This window comes from Lysinibacillus sp. RC46, from assembly GCF_041262385.1.
Taxonomy (GTDB): Bacteria; Bacillota; Bacilli; order Bacillales_A; family Planococcaceae; genus Lysinibacillus.
On the sequence record NZ_JBGCCF010000026.1, the window covers coordinates 1 to 23,684 of the forward strand.

Sequence of the window (23,684 nt, forward strand, 5' to 3'; positions counted from 1 at the left end):
CTATCTCCTATAGGAAATCCAACAGATTCCCCAGTTGTCCGGATCAACTGGAAATTCTATCGGAAAGAGCTCTTACTACTAATATACGAGGGGGAATAATTGTGAAATTAAAGAACATCCACATTGAAGAACGAATGAAACATTATAATGTACAAGGTCTAAGTATCACATTGCTTGAGGGTGGTGAAATTAGTGGAACAGAAAATTACGGCTTATTAGAAGTAGAAAGCGATAGAAAAGTGAATGAAAATTCTATTTTTAGTGCGTGTTCAATTAGCAAGTTCTTAACAGGAATACTTGCTATGAAGCTAGTAGAGGAAGGACTTCTTGATTTAGATGATGATGTAAATGAAAGTCTTGTATCGTGGAAAGTACCGGAAAATGATTTTACTAAAAATAAAAAAGTGACATTGAGGAACTTACTAAGTCATCAATCTGGAATTAAAGACCCTGAAGGTAGTTATTATGAACTGAATTCGAAAATAGGGGTTCCTTCGATGGTTGAATTATTAGAGGGGCAAACTCCATATTGTAAAACTCCTATTGACGTAAAGTGTGAACCAGAAAGTGAATTTCATTATTCGGATGCGGGTTTTTGTATCATTCAGCAACTGATAGAAGATGTTACTGAAAAACTGTTTCATAAAGTTATGAATGAGCAAATATTTGAACCATTAGGAATGGCAAATAGCCAATTCAATACAACAATGTTGGAAGTGGATAGACAAAATTTTTCTTGTGGTCACAACAAAAACGGTGAATTAGTAGATGGGAAATATCCTATATATCCTTATCCAGCGGCTTCTGGATTATGGACAACTTCTCTGAATTTAGCTGAATTAGTTCTTGAGTTAATGAATGCTGTAAAGGGAGAAAGCAAAGTTGGTATTTCGGAAAGTTTAGCAAAAGAAATGATAACCTCACAAAGAGGTAAAAGTTGGACTGGATTAGGTGTGTTTCTTGAAGGCTCAGAAAAAGAAATAGAAATTACATCATTTGGTTGGGGAGTGGGTTTTCAATGTATGATGGTGGCGTTTCCGTATTTAGAGAAAGGTGCGATCATAATGACGAATGCAGAATTAGGTGTTCATCAAATGGAAGGTATTATAGGAGAAATATATAAATCTCTTTTATCTTAAAAAGTGTTAAGGGAGGAGAAATATGCAGATAGCCTTAGCAAATCCAGCTCATATATCTGAAGTTGTATCGTTCTTCAATGAAAATTTAGAACGCAATAACAGTGCTGTCTATTCTGAAGAGTTTTTATGTCCTCTTGGAGTTAAAGCAGCCATAAGAAGAAAGCAAATGATAGTGGCAACAGTAGAAGGTCAAGTAGTGGGAGCATTTCGGTTTTACCGAAAAAAAACACAAAACAAAATTTCTTTGTATCAATTTGCTATAAGCGAGGTTTATCGTGGTCAAGGGTTGTTAAAAAAGATGTTTAAAACGATAAATGATTTACCTATTGTTGCACTATGTCCGACTGATTCCGATTTTAATGAATATTATTATAAAACAGGTTGGAATTTACATGAGCAGAGTGACGAGTTCAAAATCTGGGTTTTTAGTAACCCTAATTAAGTTTTGTGAACTTTTTCACTTAAAGTAACGGGGTGCTTTAGTTAAATTTTGATTCACGAAATATCAAACAAAGTTGACAAAAAAAGGTACTGCAATTGCAGTACCTTTTAATATGCTAATTAATTGTCTTTTTAACCTGCGATTTTGCTTTTTGTACTTCAAAACAGAACCCGTTAGCCGCTTACAGAATTTTTATTACCTAGGAAGCGGCCCCTTTTGAAATGTCATCCATTCCATTAATGTTTTATTTCTTCAATGACCTTTTCTTTTAAATCTGCATCCATTGAGGAAAGCTTAACGTTATTTGTAAGACGTTCTTGTAATTCTCTTTCTGTCATAATACCGCGTTCTTCTAGAATTTGAACAAGTAGATCTAACGTCATTAAATTTTTAATATCTGCTGCTTTTGTATCCATGTTAAATGCCTCCAAATGTATAGTATTTCTACCTCTTTAGTGTACTCCTTTTTTAGTAGGTCGGCGTAAAATGGTCAAAACAAAGCGAATTTATTTCGTGTCCCGGAATATATTGAATGATTCTAGCAGTAGTGAAAGACAAAAAAGAACGAGCTAGCTTTTATGAGAAATCAGCGACAAGTAGTTGTAAAATGCAATAAACTAACAATAGGAGTTTTTTTTCATTATCTATTTAAACCGGTATGTATTTATGTTAATTAAGAGCTTTCTCTCCGTTAGTTGAACTTTGTTTTACGCTGCTAGAGCTTCGCCGCCAAAACTGCATTTTCCGCCGCTAAAGCCGTCCACTTCACCGCTAAAATTACTTTTTCCACCGCTAAAGCCGAACACCCCTAGGAAAGCGCCAAGTCGGAACGGAAATCAACCCCACTCTATGGTGATAAGCCTCCTAATTACTCATTGAGAATAAAGCCTGATATAAAGTTGCTAGCAAAGCAACAAAGAGCGTATCGTCAGAGTTAAAAAGTTTAAAAGATATACCAGTACGCACAAGTTCAGTTTCTACATTACTAGCGCTAGCTATTTTTTCATCATTACAATATAAATAAGCGGTTGAAGTAAAATCCTTTTCAAAGCGAAAAGCTAGCCCATCCATTGTAAAAGAGTAGGAGGATTCAAGTAATTGAACCGTCTTCCGTTGTATCGGTAAAATGGATCCATCTGGCATAATAAGCTGATGGCTAACACCCTTTGTTAATAGTGTAGATTGCACTTGAAAAAGTGGTGCCCCTAAAGTAGTGCGTGATTCATAGCGATGCGGTAATGACTGTTGTGCTGTAACTAGCATAACAGAATTGATTACTTTTCCAACGGATGAACGTTCAACCTTTTGTAGCACGCAAACCGTCTCATTTTGTTCATTCACAATAGGGATATTTGAAAAGCTTTCGAAAGCTTTTGGGTAGGTAAGGGTAAATGTAGTCATAAAAAAGCCTCCAATCTACTTACTATACGGAGAAGCTTAACCTTAGGTTTCACCTTCAACAAAAATTTTAACTTCTTTCAGCAAATGTTTTGTGTAGCGAAAGCAAAGCGACAGCTACAAATGTTTTGTGTAGCGAAAGCAAAGCGACAGCTACAAATGTTTTGTGTAGCGAAAGCAAAGCGACAGCTACAAATGTTTTGTGTACCGAAAGCGTAGCGACAGGTACAGAAGTCTACCACAACTATAGGTGGTGAGTTGAATATCAAAGGGTATACCCTTGCTGCGAAATAGTGATTGTCCTAAGCTAATTCTGATTCTATAATAGTGAATGTAATAGTTTATTAACAATAATGAGGTGGCTTATGAAAAAGCAATGGAACTTAATATTAGCACTAATTGTGGTCTTAATTATCGCAGTTTTTTCAGTTATCAATGTTGACATGGTAACGGTTAATTATTTATTTGGAAAAGCTGAGTGGCCATTGATCCTCGTCATTATTGGGTCAGTCCTATTGGGAGCCCTACTAACTGGATTAATTAGTATGATGAAAATTTATCAACTTCAAAGAGCTTTGAAAAAGGCTGGTGGTGAAATAGATCAACATTCTTAAAAGTTAATCTATTTCAATCAGAACGGAGCCCTTTATTATTTTTAATTTAATATCGTCCTCAAAATCAGGAAGGGTTATGCAGGCCAAAGCACAAAGCCGATTCCGGACGCATTGTTTATCTGTAGTGACAGCGGCAAATGTTTTCTGCGCGAAAGCGAAGCGACAGCGGCAAATATCTTCTGTGCAAAAGCGAAGCGTCAGTGGTAATTGTGCCGAGGCATAATTGATTCAATAGGCGATAAAGTTCGATTGATTTTTAATGCAAGCAACAAATGGAAGTACATTTGGGTTTTAAAAGATGGAATATGAAATTTAACAATGAAAAAGGCTGGCCGATAATGTGAATTTCTTCACTACCGGACAGCCTTTCATTTTATTGTTGAGTTGTAACTTCTCCTGCAAGAGCACGTTTTTCCTGCTCTGGATCGAATTCTTTTTCCATTTTTGAAACGACAACTGTTGCTACACCATTACCAATTAAGTTTGTAACGGCGCGCGCTTCTGACATAAAGCGATCGACCCCGATTAAAAGTGCAATCCCTTCTACTGGAATCATAGGGAATGCTGCTAATGTTGCTGCGAGTGTAATAAAGCCAGAGCCTGTTACACCGGCCGCACCTTTAGATGTTAGCATTAAAATAGCAAGTAATGTAATTTGATGCCAAACATCTAAATCAACTCCATAAGCTTGTGCGATAAAAATAGCTGCCATAGATAAGTAAATGGACGTACCATCTAAGTTAAAGGAGTACCCCGTTGGAATGACAAGACCAACGACTTGTTTAGAGCAACCATAGTTTTCTAATTTGCGCATCATCGAAGGAAGGGCAGATTCTGATGATGATGTTCCAATAACGATAAAAATTTCATCTTTAATATATTTAATAAACTTAAAGATACTGAATCCGAAGTAACGTGTAATAAGACCAATGATGAATACGATAAAGATAAACATTGTAATATAAACGGAAAGCATTAAAAACCCTAAGTTTCCTAGTGATTTAAGACCGAAGTTTCCGATTGTGTAGCTCATAGCGCCGAATGCACCAATCGGGGAAACTTTCATGACCATATTAACAATTTTAAAGAATATATCTGCTACTTGTTCAAAAAATTTAATAACTGGTTTAGCTGGTTCACCAATAGCTGCAGCAGCTATGCCGAATAAAACAGCTGAGAATAAAACAGGTAATAACTCTCCATTTGCAAGTGCTCCGACAACATTATCAGGTATAATTTGCATAATAAATGCACCAATACCATGCTCTGTAGCGGCTGCTGCCTCTGTATATTGGGATACATCTGCACCGTTTGCAGCTGCTGTATTAAAGCCTTTACCAGGTTTTACAATATTGACTACGATTAAGCCGATTGCTAGTGCGAAAGTAGAGACAATTTCAAAATAGATTAATGCCTTCCCGCCAATTTTACCAACTTTTTTTACATCGCCCATACTACCAATTCCAATAACAACTGTTAAGAAAATGATAGGAGCTATTAACATCTTAATTAATTTAATAAAAATATCTGCTAATATTTTCAACTTCGCTCCGAATTCTGGGAACGTAGCACCTACAATAATACCTAGCACAATGGCAATCAGTACTTGTACAGTTAAGTTTTTAAAATTTATACGCATGAAGTTCTCCCCTAACACTGTTTATGAATATTATGTGAACGCTTTCATGAGGTTATCTTAGCTGAAATTTTCCGACAATAGTTTTTATGACCGTAAAGTTTCTATTGTTCATTTTGTTCATTTTTTCGTTGGGAAATCAATAAAACTAGTGATATCAAGGGTTCGTGGCTGTTTTATAGTAGTTTTGTAATTTTGGAATCTATTATAATACATAAGAAAAAAATCCCCACTCTAGTGAGGATTTTATCATTAATGAACAAAAGTATTGTTCCCGCAGTGATGAAATACTTTAAGGAGAAACAATTTTTTCAATTTCCGATAAAACATCGTTTTCTTGTACATTGTTTCTATAAAAATCATAAACAGGCGCTAGTTTTTCCTTAAAGCGTTGGCGTTCCTTATTACTCATCGTATAGATTTCAAAGTTATCTTGCTGCTTAAGTTTTTGCAAATTTTCTTCGTTCATTTCTACAGCTTGTTCAAATTGCCAATCTGTTGTTTCTTTCATAGCCTCCATAATCTGTTTTTGGATTTCCGGAGGTAGAGATTTCCAAAACTTGTCGTTTATTAAAACGGCGTAGCCTAAAATGCCATGCTTAGTTAATGTCATATGTTTCTGCACTTTATAGAAACCTTTAGAATAAATATTTGACGCTGTGTTTTCTTGAGCATCGATGGCATTCGATTCTAAATCAGTAAAAACCTCGCTGAATGGAGTTGGGATTGGTGTAGCCCCAACAGCCTCGAATTGCTTTTCAAGGGTTTTACTTGGCATTGTACGAACACGTAAGCCTTTTAAATCTTCAAAAGTATGAATAGGGTGATCGACAGAGGTTAAATGTTTAAAGCCATTATGCCAAAAGCCTAGTCCTTTTATATGAAAAGGCTTAAGCTCATTTAACAATTGTTCACCAATCGAACCTGTAAGTACCTCATGCACTTCATCATCCGTATTAAAAAGGTAAGGTAAATCAAGAACCTGCCAATTTGGTATATAGGATGTCATCTTTGAGAAAGTAGGGATAATCATTTCTACTTGTCCATTTTGCAATGCCTGAAACTCGTTTTCATCATTAAACAAGGAGGAGTTTGGGTAGACGTGTACCTTCACTTTGCCATTTGTTTTTTCCTCTACAAGCTCGGCGAATTTACTTGCCGCCTGTCCTTTTGGCGTATTCTCAGCAACAACATGACTTAAATGAATCGTAATTTGCGTATTCAAACCTTTTTGCTCATCGTCATAGGGAAGAGGCTTTGCGAATAGTAAGCCTTGTTGAACACCAAACGCTATCGTTAACAATAAAACAGTTGCTATTGTTCCAATAATAAATTTTTTCATCTATTACACCTAATTTATTCGTATTTTCTGATGTTTTTGTTATTCTAACATATGGAGTAAGTTAAAATATAGTAAGAGGGAGGCGTACATCTTGAAATTTCAAAAAATATCGATGAAGAGAAAAATTATGTCTCTGACTTTTTTTATTCTCATGCTCTCCTTTAGTATAGGTGGGACATTTTTGCTAGGGTTCGTCATGACTGTGCAAAAGGATAAGCTTGGAGATCAGGCTTTACTTGTGGCAAAAACAGTATCACAGCTTCCCGAGCTGAAAACTTACATATCAAATAATAATTTTAACGAGGCTACCAAACACATAAATCCTGTAGTGGAGGAAATACGTGATATAAATGGCGCACAGTATATTGTTGTACTGGATATGCAAAGGCGCAAGTACTCACATCCAAATACAGAGGAGATTGGGCAAATCTCGGAGTCAGGAGATCTAAACGCTGCGTTTTCTGAGCATTATTATACATCCATCGCACATGGTGAACATGGAGATATGGTACGAGCATTCGTCCCAATCATGAGTAAAGAAGGTAAACAAATAGGCGTAGTAGTAGTGGGCTATAGTGTTTTAACTGTGGCAGAGTTGCTACAATCTATTCAAACAGAATTAATGATTACTATTTTATTATCTCTTTTCTTTAGTGCATGGGGGGCTCATACATTAGGGCTTCATATGAAAAAGCAAATGTTTGGGTTAGAGCCCCACGAAATTGCTAAAATGTATGTAGAACGAACGGAAACATTTAACGCGATGCATGAAGGAATTATTGCCATTGATAATGATTTGACAATCACAATATTTAATGAAAAAGCGTGTGACATATTGGGGGTTCACAAAAAGCCTTCAACATTAATAGGGAAGAAAATTTTTGACGTTTTACCTGATACACGATTACCTGAAATTTTGGAGCTAGATCAACCCATTTTTAATCGTGAGCTCTATATTAATGATAACAATATTATGAGTAATCGTATTCCTATACAAGTTAATGGAAAAACGGTTGGAGCTGTGGCCATGTTTAAGGATCGTACAGAAGTGAAAAAGCTTGCAGAGGAATTAACGGGTGTTAAGGCATTTGTACAAGCATTACGCGTACAAACACATGAGCATAAAAATAAATTGCACACAATTGCTGGTCTTTTACAACTTGGACATCATGAACAAGCACTTTCTTACTTAACACAAGTAAAAGAGGAACACGATGAAATTACAAACTTTCTAAATGAACGGATTAAAAATGAAAATATTTCTGGGCTATTGCTTAGTAAAATCTCCTATGCAAAAGAACAGGGAATTCTACTGGAGATTGACAGAGAAAGCCGTTTGACAACATTTCCAAACAATTTAGATCATCATGATTTCGTTATTTTATTTGGTAACTTAATTGAAAATGCTTTTGATGCATTAAGGGATGTACAAATTGAAGAAAAAATAATCCATGTTTCTGTTGATGAAGATGAGGATGTTCTGGCAATATTAGTAACGGATAATGGTAAAGGCATGACAAATGAAGTCAAGGCACATATTTTTGATAATGGCTATTCGACAAAAGAGAAAAAAGGTCGAGGCATTGGACTTTTTTTAATAAAAGAAATTGTACAAAAAGGAAAGGGAGAAATCGAAGTCATAAGTGAACCGAATAAAGGAACAAGCTTTTTAATAACTTTTTACCATACTTAATAGGCCCATCATCAAATGCTGGGCGACTCTTTGGGGTTCATTTGACATCCCTAAGAAAGCGCTTGGTTGTCATGAAAATCAATCCTATGAGTAATGCAATATGAATAGTTGAAATAGAAGCGAGAAATTCTATGGGAACAGTGTGGCGCTCTCGTAGATATCTTCCTTAAGTGAAAATTTGCACATATAGAGATAGAACAGAGTGTATGGAGGACTAACAGTGACACAAACAAAGGTTTTATTAATAGAGGACGATCCAATGGTGCGAGAGGTTAATCGCCAATTTATTGAAAAGATAGCTGGATTTGAAGTAATTGGACAAGCCTCAAATGGAGTTGAAGGGATTGCTCAAATTCAAAAACTGAAACCAGATTTAGTATTTATGGATATTTTCATGCCAGAGCAGGATGGAGTGACAAGTTTACGGAAAATTCGTGAACTCAAGTTACCGGTAGATGTCATTACGGTAACCGCTGCTAATGATATGGAAACTGTAAAACAGGTCCTGCATCTTGGCGTCTTTGATTATATTATGAAACCTTTTTCATTTGAACGAGTGCAAGGAACGCTTGAAAATTATTTGCGCTTCAAAAAGCAAATGCAAACAGAGCGTGAATTAACACAAGGAGAGCTTGATCAGTTATTCCATTATCATGGAGGGGATAATGAGGTTCAGCAATCCAATGTCTTACGGTCAGAAAAAAGTTTACCTAAAGGTTTTAATCGTGCAACACTAGAGAAAGTTGTGCACTATTTGCAATCTGTAGAAGGAGCATCAGCAGAAGAAGTAGCCAGTGGTGTAGGTATTGCGCGCGTAACAGCAAGAAGATACTTAGATTATTTAGAGAAGCAAGAGGAAATTACGATGGATGTGCATTATGGTGGCATTGGTCGTCCAGTCAATTATTATTTTAGTAAATAATGAGAAATCCTGATTGTCAAAATAGACAATCAGGATTTTTTACTACTATAGATTTTTAAGTTGTGGATAACCAAAGTCATAGTTATCGTCTAAGCTAAAGCGCTACATCCTCGAGGTCGCTTCGATCCCTCGTGCAAAAGTGGTGGAGCGTTTACTTTTGCTTCGGGCTCTCCAAAGCTTTAGCGCATTTGTTCTTAGTAAGGCATAATTTTATCAACAGGCTTTGGCGTTTTAATTTTAGGTAAAATTTTATCTAATGTAACTGTACGCTCAATGATATGTGTTGATTCATCATTTTCATCGAAATGATCAAGGAATGAAATAACCTCTTTTACAATTGGTGTTGGCGTAGAAGCACCTGCTGTAACAGCGACAGAATTAATTCCTTTTAACCATTCAACTTTAAGCTCAGAAACGTCTGCAATTCGATAAGATGGCGTCCCTGCTATTTCAACAGAAACCTGCGTTAAACGATTCGAGTTATTGGATTTTGGGTCACCAACAACAATAAGTAAATCTGCCTCCCCAGCTTGCTGTGCAACTGCCTCTTGGCGGACCTGGGTTGCCAAACAAATTTCCTTATGCACTTCAATATGTGGGAATTTCTCTTTTAAACTATCCATTAAATGAGCGACATCCCATTGACTCATCGTCGTTTGATTTGTTACTAGTAATTTATCATTCGTTAAATTTAATGCATCAATATCCGTGGATGATTGCACTAAATGTACATGATCTGGTGCAACCCCAATTGCTCCCTCTGGCTCGGGATGGCCTTTTTTACCGATATATATAATATCATAGCCATTTGCTGATTTTTCACGAATTAAATCGTGCGTAACTGTTACGTCAGGACATGTAGCATCAATGGATACTAAGCCTTTTCGCTTCGCAATTTCACGAATTTCAGGTGAAACCCCATGTGCTGTGAAAATAACAGTGCCAGTTTCAACTTGTTCAATAATTTCTAAACGATTCTCGCCATCTAATGTGATGATGCCATCTGCTTCAAAGGCATCCGTGACATGTTTATTATGCACAATCATACCTAAAATGTAGATAGGTCTTGGTAATGTTTTATCGAGTGCGGCGTTTCGAGCGATGACCATCGCATCAACAACACCGTAGCAATAGCCACGTGGATTAACTTTTAATACTTGCATGGTTGTGACTCCTTTCAAGCTTACCTACCTACATTATAACGGACAGGGACGGCGAATACAAAGAAACCTTCATCTACATAGGCGGCTGGAATATACGGGGCTTAGATGGAAGTGGTTCAGCAGGAGTAAATGATCCATTTTGTCGAGACGCTTTTCGACTTTTAGTTGAACCTGCTCCTTCACTAGCCGCTGCTCCAGCTGCTACTGCTCCAGCCCCTGCGGCAGCTCCTGCAGCAGGAAGACCTTGAAATCCTTTATACAATTTTAAAAGTGACGGAATATTTTTTACCATTGGCATTGCTTGCTGAATGTAAGGTGTATATGTTTTCGCTGAGTTAAATAAGCTATTCGCTTGCTGCAAAAATGAACCGATTTTTGAAGGTTCCTGCATTGGCATTTGTCCTCCAAATGCTCCTATTCCACTAGACATAGGAAAGCCACCGGGAATTCGTGGCTGATTCGGGAAGCCTCCAGGCGGGAAAAAGGACTGCGGTGACATTTGTGGAGGTGTTGGCATTTGCATCGGCATTTGCATCGGCATTTGTTGCATTGGCATTTGCATGGGCATTCTCATGCCACCAGGATACATCGGGAACTGTGGTCTAAATACCATAACGATCTCCTTTCGATAGTGATTTGACATTGATGACATACCTGATTATAAATATGATATGCAGAAGGGTAAGTTAGCGTTCGACACGCACAAAATAAATAACTAGGGCGATTATAAATGTATCTCACTATATCAGTAAGGTTTACTTATTATAGATGTAGACAGTAAGTGGTAAAAAATTCTTAAAAACTACACACTTTTTTCTCTATTCCAGTCGATAAGAAAGGTATAATGTTTTGTTGGTAAATCATCAAGTTAGAAAAAGATGATTTTAAAGTTAGTTCTGTGAAATATGTTACATTAATGTAAATAAATTGTTAAAATATTTTTTACTAGACTAAAATAGCAGAGGTTAAAAATAGGAGGTATTTTGTGTCAATTAAAGTAAGAAGTATAGTGTCGTTTGGCCTAATCGTAGTATTAGTTTTAGTTATGGGAATTTTTCAGCAACAAAATGCTAAATCCCAACTGGAGCAAGTACATTTGATGAAAGAAAAAACACTTCAAACGACGTTATTAGCAGATGAGATGAAGTTAGCAGTTGTACAGGTTCAGCAGTATTTGACTGATATTAGTGCCACAAGAGCACTCGATAATTTAGATGATGGATTTGAGCAAGCAGAAAAATATAGTAAAATCTTTAATAAAGATTTGGAACAAGTGAAAAAAATGCATCAGGAAGACCAGGAAAGATTAGATGCGATTAAAGTAGCGTTTGATGAGTATTATAGTACTGGTCAGAAAATGGCTCATAGTTATATTCAAGGAGGGCCTGAGCAAGGGAATAAACTGATGCTTGAATTTGATACTACTTCAGTTGAGATTAATGACAAAGTAGATTTGTTTCAACAAGAAAACATTACAGACATGCAAAATTCTTTAGCACATGTTGAAAAGCTTATTGATGATAATAAACAATGGTTCTTATGGATGTTCTGTATTATTTTAATGATTTGTGTAGTAGTTGGAATTATATTTGTACGTTCCATCGTTGTTCCTGTAAATAAGCTAACTTCTGCAGCAAGGGTAATTGCTAAAGGAGATTTATGTCAAAAGGATATCGAAGTTAGAACGAAGGATGAAATTAAAGATTTGGCTGATTCTTTTAATTTGATGAAGTCTAATTTACATTCACTAATACATAGCATGACGGCAAATGTTGAGCATACATCATCAGCTGCTGAAGAACTAGCAGCAAGTACAGAAGAAATTTCAAATTCCTCTCATGATATTGCAAACCTTGTAGAGAGAATGGCGATTAGTGATAATCAAGCAGCTGTTACAGGTCGTGAAAGTTCGATAGCAATGGATGAAACTGCTCAAGGTGTTCAACGTATTGCTGAGGCTACTCAAATGCTTCATTCTAAAGCAGTAGACACACAATCTATTGCAAATGATGGTGAAAAAACGTTGTATATTGCAGAAAACCAAATGTCAATTATCCAACAATCTTCAAATACAACAAATGAACGTATTAAGAAGCTAAGCACGCAATCAGCTGAAATCGTTCATATTACGAAAGTAATTACTGACATTACTGAGCAAACAAATCTTTTAGCTTTAAATGCTGCGATTGAGGCCGCTCGTGCGGGAGAGCATGGTAAAGGCTTCGCAGTCGTGGCAGATGAAGTGCGCAAATTAGCTGAGGAATCCAAAGCTTCTGCCAATCAAATAGTGGATGTAATAGCACTTATTCAGCAAGAAACGAAAGAAGTAGAAAAGGCCGTAAATGTAACAGTATTGAATGTAGATGAAGGTGTCACATTTATTCAGAATGCCCAAAATGCCTTCGATGGAATTTTAAAAGCGATTGGTGAAATGACATCTCAAATCGAGGATGTATCTGCTTCTACGCAACAAATTTCTGCAAGTACTGAAGAGGTGGCAGCATCGGTCAATGAAATGTCCTCTTCTTCCAAGCATGCTGCACAGCAATCTGAAACAATAGCATCGACAATAGAAGAGCAAGTTGCGACCATTCAAGAAATAAATACTGTTGCTAAGGCATTAAGTGAAGAAGCGGTGACTGTGAAGGAAGAAATCAATAAATTTAAAATTTAAGAGGCTTATCAGCAAAGCGAGTGGTTGATTTCCGTTTCGACTGGGCGCTTTGTTGTTGCTGTCGCTACGCTTTCGCACAGATAAAACAATTGCTGACGCTTCGCTTTCGCACAGAGCAAAGGCTTCCTGGGGGCGTCCGATGAGCCGCTTCGCTGCGCTGCAGGGTCTCGGGCCAACACGATGTTGGTCACGAAGGCGTTATCACAGGACGTGATGGTTTTAGCCTTCGTTCCTCTGAATCGCTAATCCCCAAGGAGTCGCCCAATCTCCACTCCAATCAACTTATCCAATGGTATACGTTTTAGCAAAATGTCATTTCAAAATTCCTACCCTCCATGTATAAAAGTGCAAAAAAAAGCGAGATAATTTCCAACGAATTAACAGTTTGGAAATACCTCGCTCTATTTATTTAGTAGTAAAATCTTTCAGTTGAGAAGGGGGGACGCAAGTGTTAGAAGAACAACTTTTCTGTAATGAGCATGATGCGCATTTGCCCTTCTTCTGCTTCTTAATGCTCTTATATAAAGTAATACCAGCATAGCCAAAAATAATACAACCGATTAAGATATTAATCAATAAACTCATTCTTTACACCTCACATGAATAAATTCCCAATGCCATAAATCATAAGTGCAATAAGATAAGCTACAACAAATGGATAAATGGTTGCAAATAAAGTCCATTTCACAGACTGTGTTTCCCTTTTTATTGCGCCTACTGTGGCTAAACAAGGCATATAAAGTAAAACAAAGGCCAAGAATGTATAAGCACTTAAAGCAGTAAAATGAGTTGTCATTGTAGAGGATAAGACACCTTCACTTACGCTATAAATAATCGCCATTGTTGAAACAATTACTTCTTTTGCCAGGAATCCAGCAATAAGGGATGCACCGGCTTGCCATGTTCCAAAGCCTAGTGGGATAAACAACACACCAAAAGCGCCACCGATCATTGCTAAAAAGCTGTCATCCATATTGACATTAGCGCCATGTGGTCCTAAATAAGAAAGAAGCCAAATAATAACGGAGCCGGCAAAGATAATAGTACCAGCTTTGCGGAAAAATCCTTTTCCTTTTTCCCAAGTAGAACGCCAAAGTGTTTTAAGCTGTGGTACATGATAGGCTGGTAATTCAACAATAAAAACTGAAGTTTCATTTTTCAAAATCGTCATTGATAATATTTTTGTCACAATAAGCGCTACCACTATACCCATTACATATAGGGAGAATACCACTAACGATTGATGTTGAGTAAAGAATGCTGCACCGAACAAAGCATATACAGGTAACCTTGCTGAGCAGCTCATAAACGGCGCAACAAGAATTGTTAATAATCGTTCTTTCGGCTGTTCAATTGTTCTCGCCGCCATTACACCTGGAACATTACATCCAAAGCTTACAATCATCGGAATAAACGCTTTGCCGTTTAAACCGAAAAATTCCATAAGGCGATCCATGACAACGGCAATTCTCGCCATATAACCTGAATCTTCTAATAGTGAAATAAAGAAAAATAGTACAAAGATTTGTGGAATGAAAACTAAAACACCGCCAACACCCGCAATGATCCCATCACATATTAAATGAACAATAAAAGGAGCTGCACCAATAGCTTCTAAGCCCTGAGTAACAGCATCTGTAAGAGGGCCTCCTACAATGCCATCCAGGAAATCAGAAAGTGGGGTACCGATCCATGCAAACGTTGCTTGAAACATTAAAAACATAAGCGCTAAGAAAATCGGAACACCCAAAATTGGATGTGTTAGAATTTTATCAACTTTCTCTGACCATTGTGTTTCACTTTTCTCTTGTATAATTACTTTGCTGTTGATGCTAGAAATATATAAATCACGTTTTTTAGCAATAGCTTTATTTAATGGTTCACCAATTTGCTTTTCTAAAGCATTGCGCATTGCATCTAGCTTTTCAAAGTATTCCTTTTCTTTCAAATAAGCGTCAACGGCTTCATTTCCTATTAAAAATTGAATCGTACACCATCTTCTTTGTTCTTCAGGAACATGCTGTAACAATGCTTCAATTTTTGAGATGCCTTCTTCAATTAAGTCATCATAGGTTAATGTAAAACGTTGTTGAGTACGATCGGAGGCCTGAATAGCAGTATAAATACCTTCGACACCTTTACCAGTACGAGCGCTTATTGGAATAACAGGTACTCCTAAAGAACTCTGTAATTTTTCGACATCAATTGAAATGCCTTTCTTTTTCGCTACGTCAATCATATTTAAACAGATGAAAACAGGCTTTCTAAGTTCAAGTATATCTACTGTTAATTGCATATTTCGTTCGAAATTAGAAGCATCGATAATATTTAAAATTCCATCTACCTGATCTTCAAGTAAAAATGAAGTAACAACACTTTCATCTCTTGAAATCGGATTAAGCGTATATACACCAGGTAAATCAATAATTTCTTTTTGTAGTTTTTTTACTTGTCCTACTTTTTTTTCAACGGTTACACCACTCCAATTGCCAACGTATTCATATGAATTTGTCAACGTATTGAACAATGATGTTTTACCGATATTAGGGTTTCCTATTAAAGCTAATCTACTCATACTTGTTCGACCTTTATATCCATTAAATCTTTTTTTCTAAGCCCGATTTTTTGTCCTTGACATTCCAATATACAAGCTCCAGAAAACCATCCTTTTTGGACCATACAAACTTGACAGCCTTCTTTTATACCAAAAGCATTTAATCGTTTACATAAAAGAGAGTCAATTTGCTGTAGATCTTTCACTTTAACTTTTTCCCCCAATTGAACCGCGTGAAGGTTCATAAGATCTACCTACTTTCTTGTGAGTGATAATCATTATCAAAAAAATCTTATCATTTTTTATCTAGTGTATCAATATTAAGTTTACTGTAGAAAGTAATATTGGAATAGCAAAGTTAAAGTAAGATTAAACATTATTCTTCATCGTGACAACGAAGCATTCTGTAACCAACGCGGACATGTGTCTGGATGAACTTTGGGTTAGCTGGATTATCCTCTATTTTCTTTCGAAGAGTAGCCATAAAAACTCTTAGACTTGGAACATCCGATTGAAGTGCATTATGCCAAACTTCCTTTAAAATAAAATTATGCGTTAAAACTTTGCCGACATGCTTTGATAAAATAACCAAGAGCTTATATTCAATAGGCGTCAAATGTACTTCTTTGTCATTTACAAACACTGTATTTGCCGCGTAGTTTATTTGTAAATGACCATTTACAAAGACAGAGGGTTCACTTTCTAGCTGATGCTCAAATGACATTCTTCTCAAAGCTACTCGAATTCGGGCTAATAGCTCTTCAACACTGAAAGGCTTTGTAACATAATCGTCTGCACCGGCATCTAAAGCATTGATTTTATCGTGCTCTTCTCCGCGTGCACTAACTACGATAATAGGTGTTTGAGTCCAGCTTCTAATTTTCGTTATAAGCTCTACCCCGTCTATGTCGGGTAGTCCTAAATCCAAAATAATCACGTCTGGATTCATAGCAAGAGCCTTTTGTAAAGCACTATGACCATCTCGTGCAATGTCAAATTCATACTGCTGAGTAGCTAATGTCATTTTAATTAAATTGCCAATGGCTATATCATCTTCTACTACTAGAATTCGTTTATTCATCGAATTTCATTACTCCTTTTTAGCTCATCACCATAAACGTGTGGTTGATTTCATTGTCGACTTGAGCTTTCCTGGGAGCGCCCGCTTCGGATCTTCTCTGTGGCACTGATTCCAAGAAGTCATCTGGCTTCTACTCCAATCAACTTATACGAACGTTTTAATAAATGTTATCTCTAACATTTGATAAAGGGCTTTTTTTTAGTGAAAAATTAAAAATCGTTCCTTTTGGTCTATTATCCGAAACTGTTATTTCACTACCATGTAATTTTAAAATAGTTTGACATAGAGCCAAGCCTAGTCCTAAGCCTCTTCGGCTATCGCTACGCTGTACTTTTCCGGTAGTAAATGGCTCAAAAAGGCTGGTTTTTATAGCATCATCAATGCCAGGTCCATCATCAGAAATACTAAAGTGTACGAAACGTTCAGATTCTTTGACATTTATAGTAATAACACTGCCTGACGGTGTATAGGTCAATGCATTATCAATAATATTAATTAGAACTTGAATAATCAGTCGCGCATCCATTACAGCAAATAAAAATTCCGGTTCAATATGATAGGATATTTCATGTGTATTGTTTAGACGAACGACATGCGTTAGTGCCTCTTGAATAATATCTTCTACAAGCTCTAATTGCATCTCTATAGCAAATTGTCCATCTTCTAACTTAGACACAGCAAGTAAGTTTTCAACCATTTGTACAAGCCATTTTGAATTTTTATAAATATCCTCATATATTTTGCTTTTTTCATCCTCTCGAATTAGAGGTGCATTAGATAGTAATATATCTGCATTACCGGAAATAGCAGTTAGTGGTGTTCTTAAATCATGAGAAACGGCGCGCAAAAGGTTTGCTCGCATTTGTTCCATTTCAGCTTCTCTAGCTACTTCTGCATTGAGTTTTTGCAAATACCATTTATCAAGTGCAAGTGAAAAATCATTAATAATGGCATGCAAAATATTACGCTCAAATGCAGGCAAGGGTGATTGCTTTGACAGGGCTATACCGATAATGCCTTTAACACTCCCGTTTGAAATAACCGGTAAATAGTAGGCATTCACTTCAGGAAATATATCGGTGGATACGCCTGCTACATGCTTATTATTGATAACCCAGCTTATTACACCATGCTCATTCGGATTCTCAAAGAGGGAAGCTATCTTCTTATTTTCAATACTAGATATGCTCTCGGTACGGAAAAAAATAGAGTTCACAATTAAGTTATTTTCTATCTCAAAAAATTGTACTGGTTTTTCAACTAATTTAACGATTTGTGACATGCCCTCAGTAATAATTTCATCTATTGACTTAGCATGTTGAAGCCTACGATTCGTATCAAGGAGCACCTCCATTCGATAAGATTTACGAACAGCGACAATGGTTTGCTCCTTTATTTTTTTCGTTAAGCTACTTGTAATCACTCCTGAAAGGAACATAATCACAAAGGTCATCGGATAGTCACGATGATAGGCGTTAAATGAAAATCGCGGTTCTGTAAAAAAATAATTAAAAAGAAGTACTGCTATGATGGAGCTAATAATGCTCATCATCCATCCTGATGACCAAATGGCAAGAATTAAAACACCTAAAATGTAGATAGTGATAATGTTCGAGTCGCTAACACCAATTGTGTAAAAATATAGCCCAACAACTGATACTATGCCAAATACTACAGCCATTTTTAATAAGTCAAGCCATTCAAATGACAGCTTATTTTTTACAGTAGGGAAGTAGAATTGTTCGTTTTCCTGATCTGGCACTATATGTATAGCTAAATTCGGCACAAATTCATTGAGTCGATCACTAATTTTGGTGTTTGGTCGCCACCATTTTTTTCTCATGCTAGTTCTACCGATGACTAATTTAGTGACACCACTAATTTGTGCATAGTTGGCAAGGGCAACAGCTACATCATCTTCCTGAACAATTACGACATGGCCGCCAAGCTGTTCAACAAGCTTTATATGTTGCTGAAGTCGTTCAGAATTTGCGTTTCTCCTGTCATGCTCCTGTACGTTTTGAACGTAAAGAGCCGTAAATTTCCCGTGTAATGCCTGTGCTAGTCTCGCAGTAGTTCGAATAACCTTGGCATTCGTAGGAGAGCTACTAATACCAACAAGTAAATGCTCTTCGATTTGTACATGATGCTTTATAGATTCGTTGCTGTTTACCTGCTTATAGTTAATCGTATCTGCAGCTCTCCGTAATGCAATTTCTCGAAGTGATACTAAATTTTGTTTACGAAAAAAAGATTGCAACGCTTTTTCAGCTTGTTGTTTTACATAAATTTTGCCTTCTTGTAGGCGTTGAATTAACTCATCTGGTTCAATATCGACAATTTTTATTTGTGCGGCTTGATCAATTAAATAATCTGGAATACGCTCTCGTACTTTTATCCCGGTTATTTCTTCTACTATATCGTGTAGGCTTTCAATATGTTGAATATTTACGGTTGTATAGACATGAATGCCCTTTGCAAGTAATTCCTCTACATCTCCAAAACGTTTCTTGTGACGCATCGTTGGAACATTGCTATGTGCCAATTCATCAATAATGACAATTTCCGGTTTGCGCTTTAGTACTTCATCAATATCTAATTCCTGAAAAGGTTTCCCTTTATAAATTATTTTTTTCGTAGGGATTTGCTCAAGTCCCTCGAGTAAAGCTAACGTATCTGGACGAGGATGTGGTTCTACAAAGCCAACTACCACATCTTTACCAAGTTTTTTTGCTTGATGTGCTGCATCTAGCATTGCATAAGTTTTACCTACTCCAGCAGCATAACCAAGAAAGATCTTTAGCTTCCCTACAAATTGTTCTTCCTGTTGAAGCCTCGCTAAAAACGTCTCTGGAGTTGGACGTGTATTTTCCATCCTCTTTCACCTCATTTGTATTATAGCGTTATCTTCCATTAAGAAAGTATTAAGATTTTCCCTCTTTATAGTTTCTTAATAGGAAAAGCGATTTCCTAACACTACATTAATTTGAAAGTCAGTATGATGAGAGCATCCAAATAAAGGAGGGTGCTCGATTGATGGACTTTTATATGATTGGCTTACTCATCATAAGCTTTGCAAGTCTATATGCATTAACAGCTTGGTGCTTCAAGTTAGTCGATGAAAAGTAAGGGGGGAATAAAAAATGTGGATTGTTATGGGAATTGTACTTGTATTCCTTTTCGGTTATCTAGGGCATGCATTACTTTATCCTGAAAACTATTAATAGGCTTGTAGGAGGTATTGCGGTATGTGGCAAATCGCCATCGTATTAATTATTTCTTTACCAATCGTTATTCTAACTGGTCACTATTTATTTCGGGTGACAATGCAACAAAAAACATGGCTTGATCCAATAATGGACAGATTTGATGCCGTTATATATAAATTATGTGGCATTAAGCAAATAGATATGACGGGAAAACAGTATGTACTTTCATTAATTTTGTCGAACGCCTTTATGGTGTTTATTGGATACGTTCTTTTACGAATTCAAGCTATGTTGTTTTTAAACCCAAATGAGATTGACAATATGGAAGCAACACTTTCATTTAATACCATAATTTCATTTATGACGAATACAAATCTTCAGCACTATAGTGGCGAATCAGGACTAAGTTATTTATCACAAATGCTAATCATTATCTTTATGATGTTTACATCTGCAGCTACTGGTTATGCGGCTTGTATGGCGTTCTGCCGTCGTCTTGTTGCTAAAACCGACACTATTGGTAATTTCTTTGTGGATTTTGTGCGTGTTATCACACGTGTGTTAATGCCTATATCTATTGTTGTGGCCATTATTTTAGTATCTCAAGGTACACCACAAACCTTGAGTGCGAATAAAACTGTACAAACAATAGAAGGTAAATTACAAGATATTGCACTTGGACCTGTAGCTTCTCTTGAATCTATCAAGCATGTAGGAACAAATGGTGGTGGCTTTAATGGGGCGAATTCAACAACACCTTTTGAGAATCCAACGGTCATTTCTAATATTGTGGAAATGCTATCTATGATGCTATTACCAGGTGCTTGTGTAGTTGCCTTTAGTTTAATGGTTGCATATGGAAAAAGAAAAACGATCTTTGGAAAGCAAGGGCTAGCCATTTTTGTGGCAATGAGTGCGCTATTCCTAGTCGGATTGGTAACTGTGTATGTTGCGGAGAGAGCGGGTAATCCGATCATTAATGAGCTCGGAGTTGCACAGGAGCTTGGCAGTATGGAAGGAAAAGAGATGCGCTTTGGGGTGGCACAATCAGCGTTATTTACGACAGTGACCACTGCTTTTACAACGGGGTCTGTCAACAATATGCATGATACATTAACGCCGCTTGGTGGTCTTGTACCGATGTTTAATATGATGCTAAATGTTGTCTTTGGAGGCAAGGGAGTCGGCCTAATGAACATGATGATGTATGTGTTACTAACAATTTTTATCGCCTGTTTGATGATTGGTCGAACACCTCAGTTTTTAGGCAAGAAAATTGAGGAGAAGGAAATGAAGCTAATTGCTCTTTGTATTTTAATCCATCCTGCTATTATTCTATTATTTTCAGCGCTTGCAGTTGCAACAACAGCAGGTGTAGCAGGCATAACGAATCCAGGGGCACATGGTTTATCTCAAGTACTATATGAATTTGCGTCTGCCTCAGCAAATAATGGCTCAGGTTTTGAAGGATTAGTTGACAACTCAACATTTTGGAATGTAACGACAGGGCTCGCCATGTTCTTCGGACGTTATTTGACGATCATTATTCAACTCGCAATAGCGTCTCTATTAGCGAAAAAAATGTTTCACAGTGACTCGGTAGGAACATTGAAAACAGATAATACTATTTTTACATTTTTACTTGTTGCTATCGTTTTAATGATTGGTGCTCTTACATTTTTACCGGCATTAGCACTCGGGCCAATTACAGAGCATTTACAACTTTATTCATAAATAAGGAGAGACACCTATGGAAACAGCAAGAAAAGGTTTGCTTACGGGCAATATGCTAAAAAGCTCGATTATAGACGCTTTAAAGAAATTTAGTCCACTATATATGCTGAAAAATCCAGTTATGTTTGTAGTAGAAGTTGGGTTTATGTTTGTGCTGTTATTAACCCTCTTTCCGAATATGTTTGGTAGCGGAGTAGGAGAACATGATCGATTATATAATGCGATCGTCGCGGTCATTCTTTTTGTAACCATTCTATTTGCAAACTTTGCTGAGTCGATTGCTGAAGGCCGAGGAAAGGCACAAGTTCAAACGTTAAAAAATACTAAAACAGTTACACAGGCTCGTGTCTTACTTAGTGATGGTTCTGAAATACTTAAACAGGCACATGAATTAAAAAAGGGTGACATTGTTTTAGTTCAGGCAGGAGAGGTTATTCCAAATGATGGAGAAGTTATTGAGGGAATTGCTACTGTGGATGAATCGGCGATAACAGGTGAGTCTGCCCCTGTTGTAAAGGAGCGGGGTGGAGACTTTTCATCAGTTACAGGTGGTACGACGGTTACGAGTGATTGGCTGATGATCGAAATTACTTCGATGCCTGGGGAATCCTTTTTAGACAAAATGATCACGCTCATTGAAGGAGCCAGTCGTAAAAAAACGCCAAACGAGATAGCACTCAATACACTTCTAGTAAGCTTAACGATTATTTTCTTATTAGTTGTTGTGACGCTCTATCCAATGACAACTTATTTAAATGTACCGATTTCTATCGCAACATTAATTGCCCTTACAGTTTGTTTAATTCCTACAACCATTGGTGGATTATTGTCGGCAATCGGTATTGCAGGAATGGATAGAGTTACTCAGTTTAATGTTATTGCGATGTCTGGAAGAGCCGTAGAGGCATGTGGAGATGTAGATACATTAATTTTGGATAAAACTGGAACTATCACTTATGGAAATCGCATGGCAGCTGAATTTCTCCCAGTAAAAGGGGTGGACAGTAAAGATTTAATGCAAGCTGCATGGCTTAGTTCTTTAACAGATGATACACCGGAAGGAAAGTCTATTTTGTCACTTGCTTGTGAATTAGGGGTGAATACTAACGATGAAGAAAACATTATTAAGTCAAGTGAACATATTCCCTTTACCGCACAGACTCGTATGAGTGGTATGGATATGAAGGATGGCACAAAAATTCGAAAAGGAGCCTATGATACGATAAAAAAAGAGAGCTTAAAAGCAGGTCATAGCATTCCTACAAATTTGGAACAGCTGATTCAACAAGTATCTTCTGTTGGTGGAACACCACTAGTAGTAGCGTTAAACGATAAAATTTTAGGTGTCATTTACTTAAAGGATGTCGTAAAGGCCGGACTTAAGGAACGCTTTGATCAGCTTCGAGCAATGGGTATTAAAACGATCATGTGTACAGGAGATAATCCATTAACCGCAGCAGCTATTGCAAAGGAAGCAGGGGTGGACAGTTTTATTGCAGAAAGTAAGCCAGAAGACAAAATTCAAGTTATTAAAGATGAGCAGGCACAAGGGAAAGTAGTAGCTATGACTGGTGACGGGACGAACGATGCCCCTGCATTAGCACAAGCTAACGTAGGTCTTGCCATGAATTCAGGAACAAATGCAGCAAAGGAAGCTGCGAACATGGTCGATTTAGATTCAAATCCTACTAAAATTATTGAAGTTGTAGAAATAGGGAAGCAGTTGCTCATGACTCGAGGTGCGTTAACAACGTTCAGTATTGCAAATGATATCGCAAAGTATTTTGCAATTATTCCAGCTATGCTTATGGTCGCAGTACCAGAGATGGGGACATTAAACATTATGCATCTCAATTCTCCATCAAGTGCGATAATTTCTGCTTTAATTTTTAACGCAGTGATTATACCACTATTAATACCTATTGCAATGAGGGGTGTTAAGTATAAGCCGATGAGTGCTGAAAAATTATTAAATAAAAACTTACTTGTTTATGGCGTAGGCGGAATTATCGCTCCTTTTATCGGCATTAAGTTGATTGATTTACTAGTTGGACCACTATTCCATACGTTTGGGTTATAGGAG

19 protein-coding genes are annotated in these 23,684 nt (G+C 36.9%); 8 read left to right on the forward strand and 11 right to left on the reverse strand.

Features of this window, described 5'->3' with window-relative positions; translation table 11 throughout:
- The first annotated feature begins 101 nt into the window (after positions 1-101).
- Both ABH966_RS20095 and ABH966_RS20100 read left to right on the forward strand, forming a co-directional pair.
- The gene (locus ABH966_RS20095) at positions 102-1,139 is read left to right on the forward strand and encodes a serine hydrolase domain-containing protein (protein WP_370081511.1); all 1,038 of its coding nucleotides are present in this window, start codon (positions 102-104) and stop codon (positions 1,137-1,139) included.
- A 22-nt stretch (positions 1,140-1,161) separates the two neighbouring features.
- Positions 1,162-1,581 (forward strand): GNAT family N-acetyltransferase, encoded by a 420-nt coding sequence (locus ABH966_RS20100; RefSeq protein WP_370081513.1) that lies wholly within the window; start codon positions 1,162-1,164, stop codon positions 1,579-1,581.
- Positions 1,582-1,817: 236 nt separating this feature from the next.
- Here ABH966_RS20100 and ABH966_RS20105 read toward each other — a convergent pair whose 3' ends face one another.
- Positions 1,818-1,997, reverse strand: a complete 180-nt coding sequence (locus ABH966_RS20105) for a hypothetical protein (RefSeq protein WP_132356806.1) — start codon at positions 1,995-1,997, stop codon at positions 1,818-1,820.
- Positions 1,998-2,445: 448 nt separating this feature from the next.
- A complete protein-coding gene (locus tag ABH966_RS20110) occupies positions 2,446-2,982 on the reverse strand; it encodes a tubby C-terminal domain-like protein (RefSeq protein ID WP_370081515.1) in 537 nt (178 codons plus the stop codon).
- A 362-nt stretch (positions 2,983-3,344) separates the two neighbouring features.
- Between ABH966_RS20110 and ABH966_RS20115 the strand changes: the two genes are divergently transcribed.
- Complete coding sequence (locus tag ABH966_RS20115; RefSeq protein ID WP_370081517.1) at positions 3,345-3,593, forward strand: LapA family protein; 249 nt, start codon at positions 3,345-3,347, stop codon at positions 3,591-3,593.
- A 373-nt stretch (positions 3,594-3,966) separates the two neighbouring features.
- Here ABH966_RS20115 and ABH966_RS20120 read toward each other — a convergent pair whose 3' ends face one another.
- Positions 3,967-5,232, reverse strand: a complete 1,266-nt coding sequence (locus ABH966_RS20120; RefSeq protein ID WP_370081519.1) for a dicarboxylate/amino acid:cation symporter — start codon at positions 5,230-5,232, stop codon at positions 3,967-3,969.
- Positions 5,233-5,521: 289 nt separating this feature from the next.
- Positions 5,522-6,571, reverse strand: coding sequence for a TRAP transporter substrate-binding protein (locus tag ABH966_RS20125; protein ID WP_370081521.1), 1,050 nt, complete (start codon positions 6,569-6,571; stop codon positions 5,522-5,524).
- Positions 6,572-6,683: 112 nt separating this feature from the next.
- On the opposite strand from ABH966_RS20125, the gene ABH966_RS20130 reads away from it, so the two are divergent.
- Positions 6,684-8,264, forward strand: coding sequence for an ATP-binding protein (locus ABH966_RS20130; protein ID WP_483308141.1), 1,581 nt, complete (start codon positions 6,684-6,686; stop codon positions 8,262-8,264).
- Between the two features lie 220 nt (positions 8,265-8,484).
- Entirely contained in the window at positions 8,485-9,186 is a 702-nt protein-coding gene (locus ABH966_RS20135) for a response regulator (RefSeq protein ID WP_370081523.1), read from the forward strand.
- 194 nt (positions 9,187-9,380) lie between these two features.
- On the opposite strand, the gene ABH966_RS20140 is transcribed toward ABH966_RS20135, so the two are convergent.
- Both ABH966_RS20140 and vrrA read right to left on the reverse strand, forming a co-directional pair.
- Positions 9,381-10,349: a 4-hydroxy-3-methylbut-2-enyl diphosphate reductase gene (locus ABH966_RS20140; protein ID WP_370081525.1), complete on the reverse strand. Its 969-nt coding sequence runs from the start codon at positions 10,347-10,349 to the stop codon at positions 9,381-9,383.
- A 73-nt stretch (positions 10,350-10,422) separates the two neighbouring features.
- Positions 10,423-10,962, reverse strand: coding sequence for a VrrA/YqfQ family protein (vrrA, locus tag ABH966_RS20145; RefSeq protein ID WP_370081527.1), 540 nt, complete (start codon positions 10,960-10,962; stop codon positions 10,423-10,425).
- A 372-nt stretch (positions 10,963-11,334) separates the two neighbouring features.
- Between vrrA and ABH966_RS20150 the strand changes: the two genes are divergently transcribed.
- Positions 11,335-13,023: a methyl-accepting chemotaxis protein gene (locus tag ABH966_RS20150; RefSeq protein ID WP_370081529.1), complete on the forward strand. Its 1,689-nt coding sequence runs from the start codon at positions 11,335-11,337 to the stop codon at positions 13,021-13,023.
- A gap of 405 nt (positions 13,024-13,428) precedes the next feature.
- Here the strand turns inward: ABH966_RS20150 and ABH966_RS20155 are convergent, their stop codons facing one another.
- The 5 genes from ABH966_RS20155 to ABH966_RS20175 form a co-directional block, all read right to left on the reverse strand.
- A complete protein-coding gene (locus ABH966_RS20155; RefSeq protein ID WP_370081531.1) occupies positions 13,429-13,608 on the reverse strand; it encodes a FeoB-associated Cys-rich membrane protein in 180 nt (59 codons plus the stop codon).
- Between the two features lie 10 nt (positions 13,609-13,618).
- Positions 13,619-15,598: a ferrous iron transport protein B gene (gene feoB / locus ABH966_RS20160; RefSeq protein ID WP_370081533.1), complete on the reverse strand. Its 1,980-nt coding sequence runs from the start codon at positions 15,596-15,598 to the stop codon at positions 13,619-13,621.
- Complete coding sequence (locus ABH966_RS20165) at positions 15,595-15,822, reverse strand: FeoA family protein (protein WP_049663835.1); 228 nt, start codon at positions 15,820-15,822, stop codon at positions 15,595-15,597. Before ABH966_RS20165 ends, feoB begins: the two co-directional genes overlap by 4 nt.
- Before the next feature lie 131 nt (positions 15,823-15,953).
- Positions 15,954-16,658, reverse strand: coding sequence for a response regulator transcription factor (locus ABH966_RS20170; protein WP_370081535.1), 705 nt, complete (start codon positions 16,656-16,658; stop codon positions 15,954-15,956).
- A gap of 157 nt (positions 16,659-16,815) precedes the next feature.
- Positions 16,816-19,533 (reverse strand): ATP-binding protein, encoded by a 2,718-nt coding sequence (locus ABH966_RS20175; RefSeq protein WP_370081537.1) that lies wholly within the window; start codon positions 19,531-19,533, stop codon positions 16,816-16,818.
- A gap of 373 nt (positions 19,534-19,906) precedes the next feature.
- Here ABH966_RS20175 and kdpA point away from each other — a divergent pair, with 373 nt between their 5' ends.
- Together kdpA and kdpB are read left to right on the forward strand one after the other, a co-directional pair.
- Positions 19,907-21,601: a potassium-transporting ATPase subunit KdpA gene (gene kdpA / locus ABH966_RS20180; RefSeq protein WP_370081539.1), complete on the forward strand. Its 1,695-nt coding sequence runs from the start codon at positions 19,907-19,909 to the stop codon at positions 21,599-21,601.
- Positions 21,602-21,617: 16 nt separating this feature from the next.
- A complete protein-coding gene (kdpB, locus tag ABH966_RS20185) occupies positions 21,618-23,681 on the forward strand; it encodes a potassium-transporting ATPase subunit KdpB (RefSeq protein WP_370081541.1) in 2,064 nt (687 codons plus the stop codon).
- Positions 23,682-23,684: the final 3 nt, after the last annotated feature.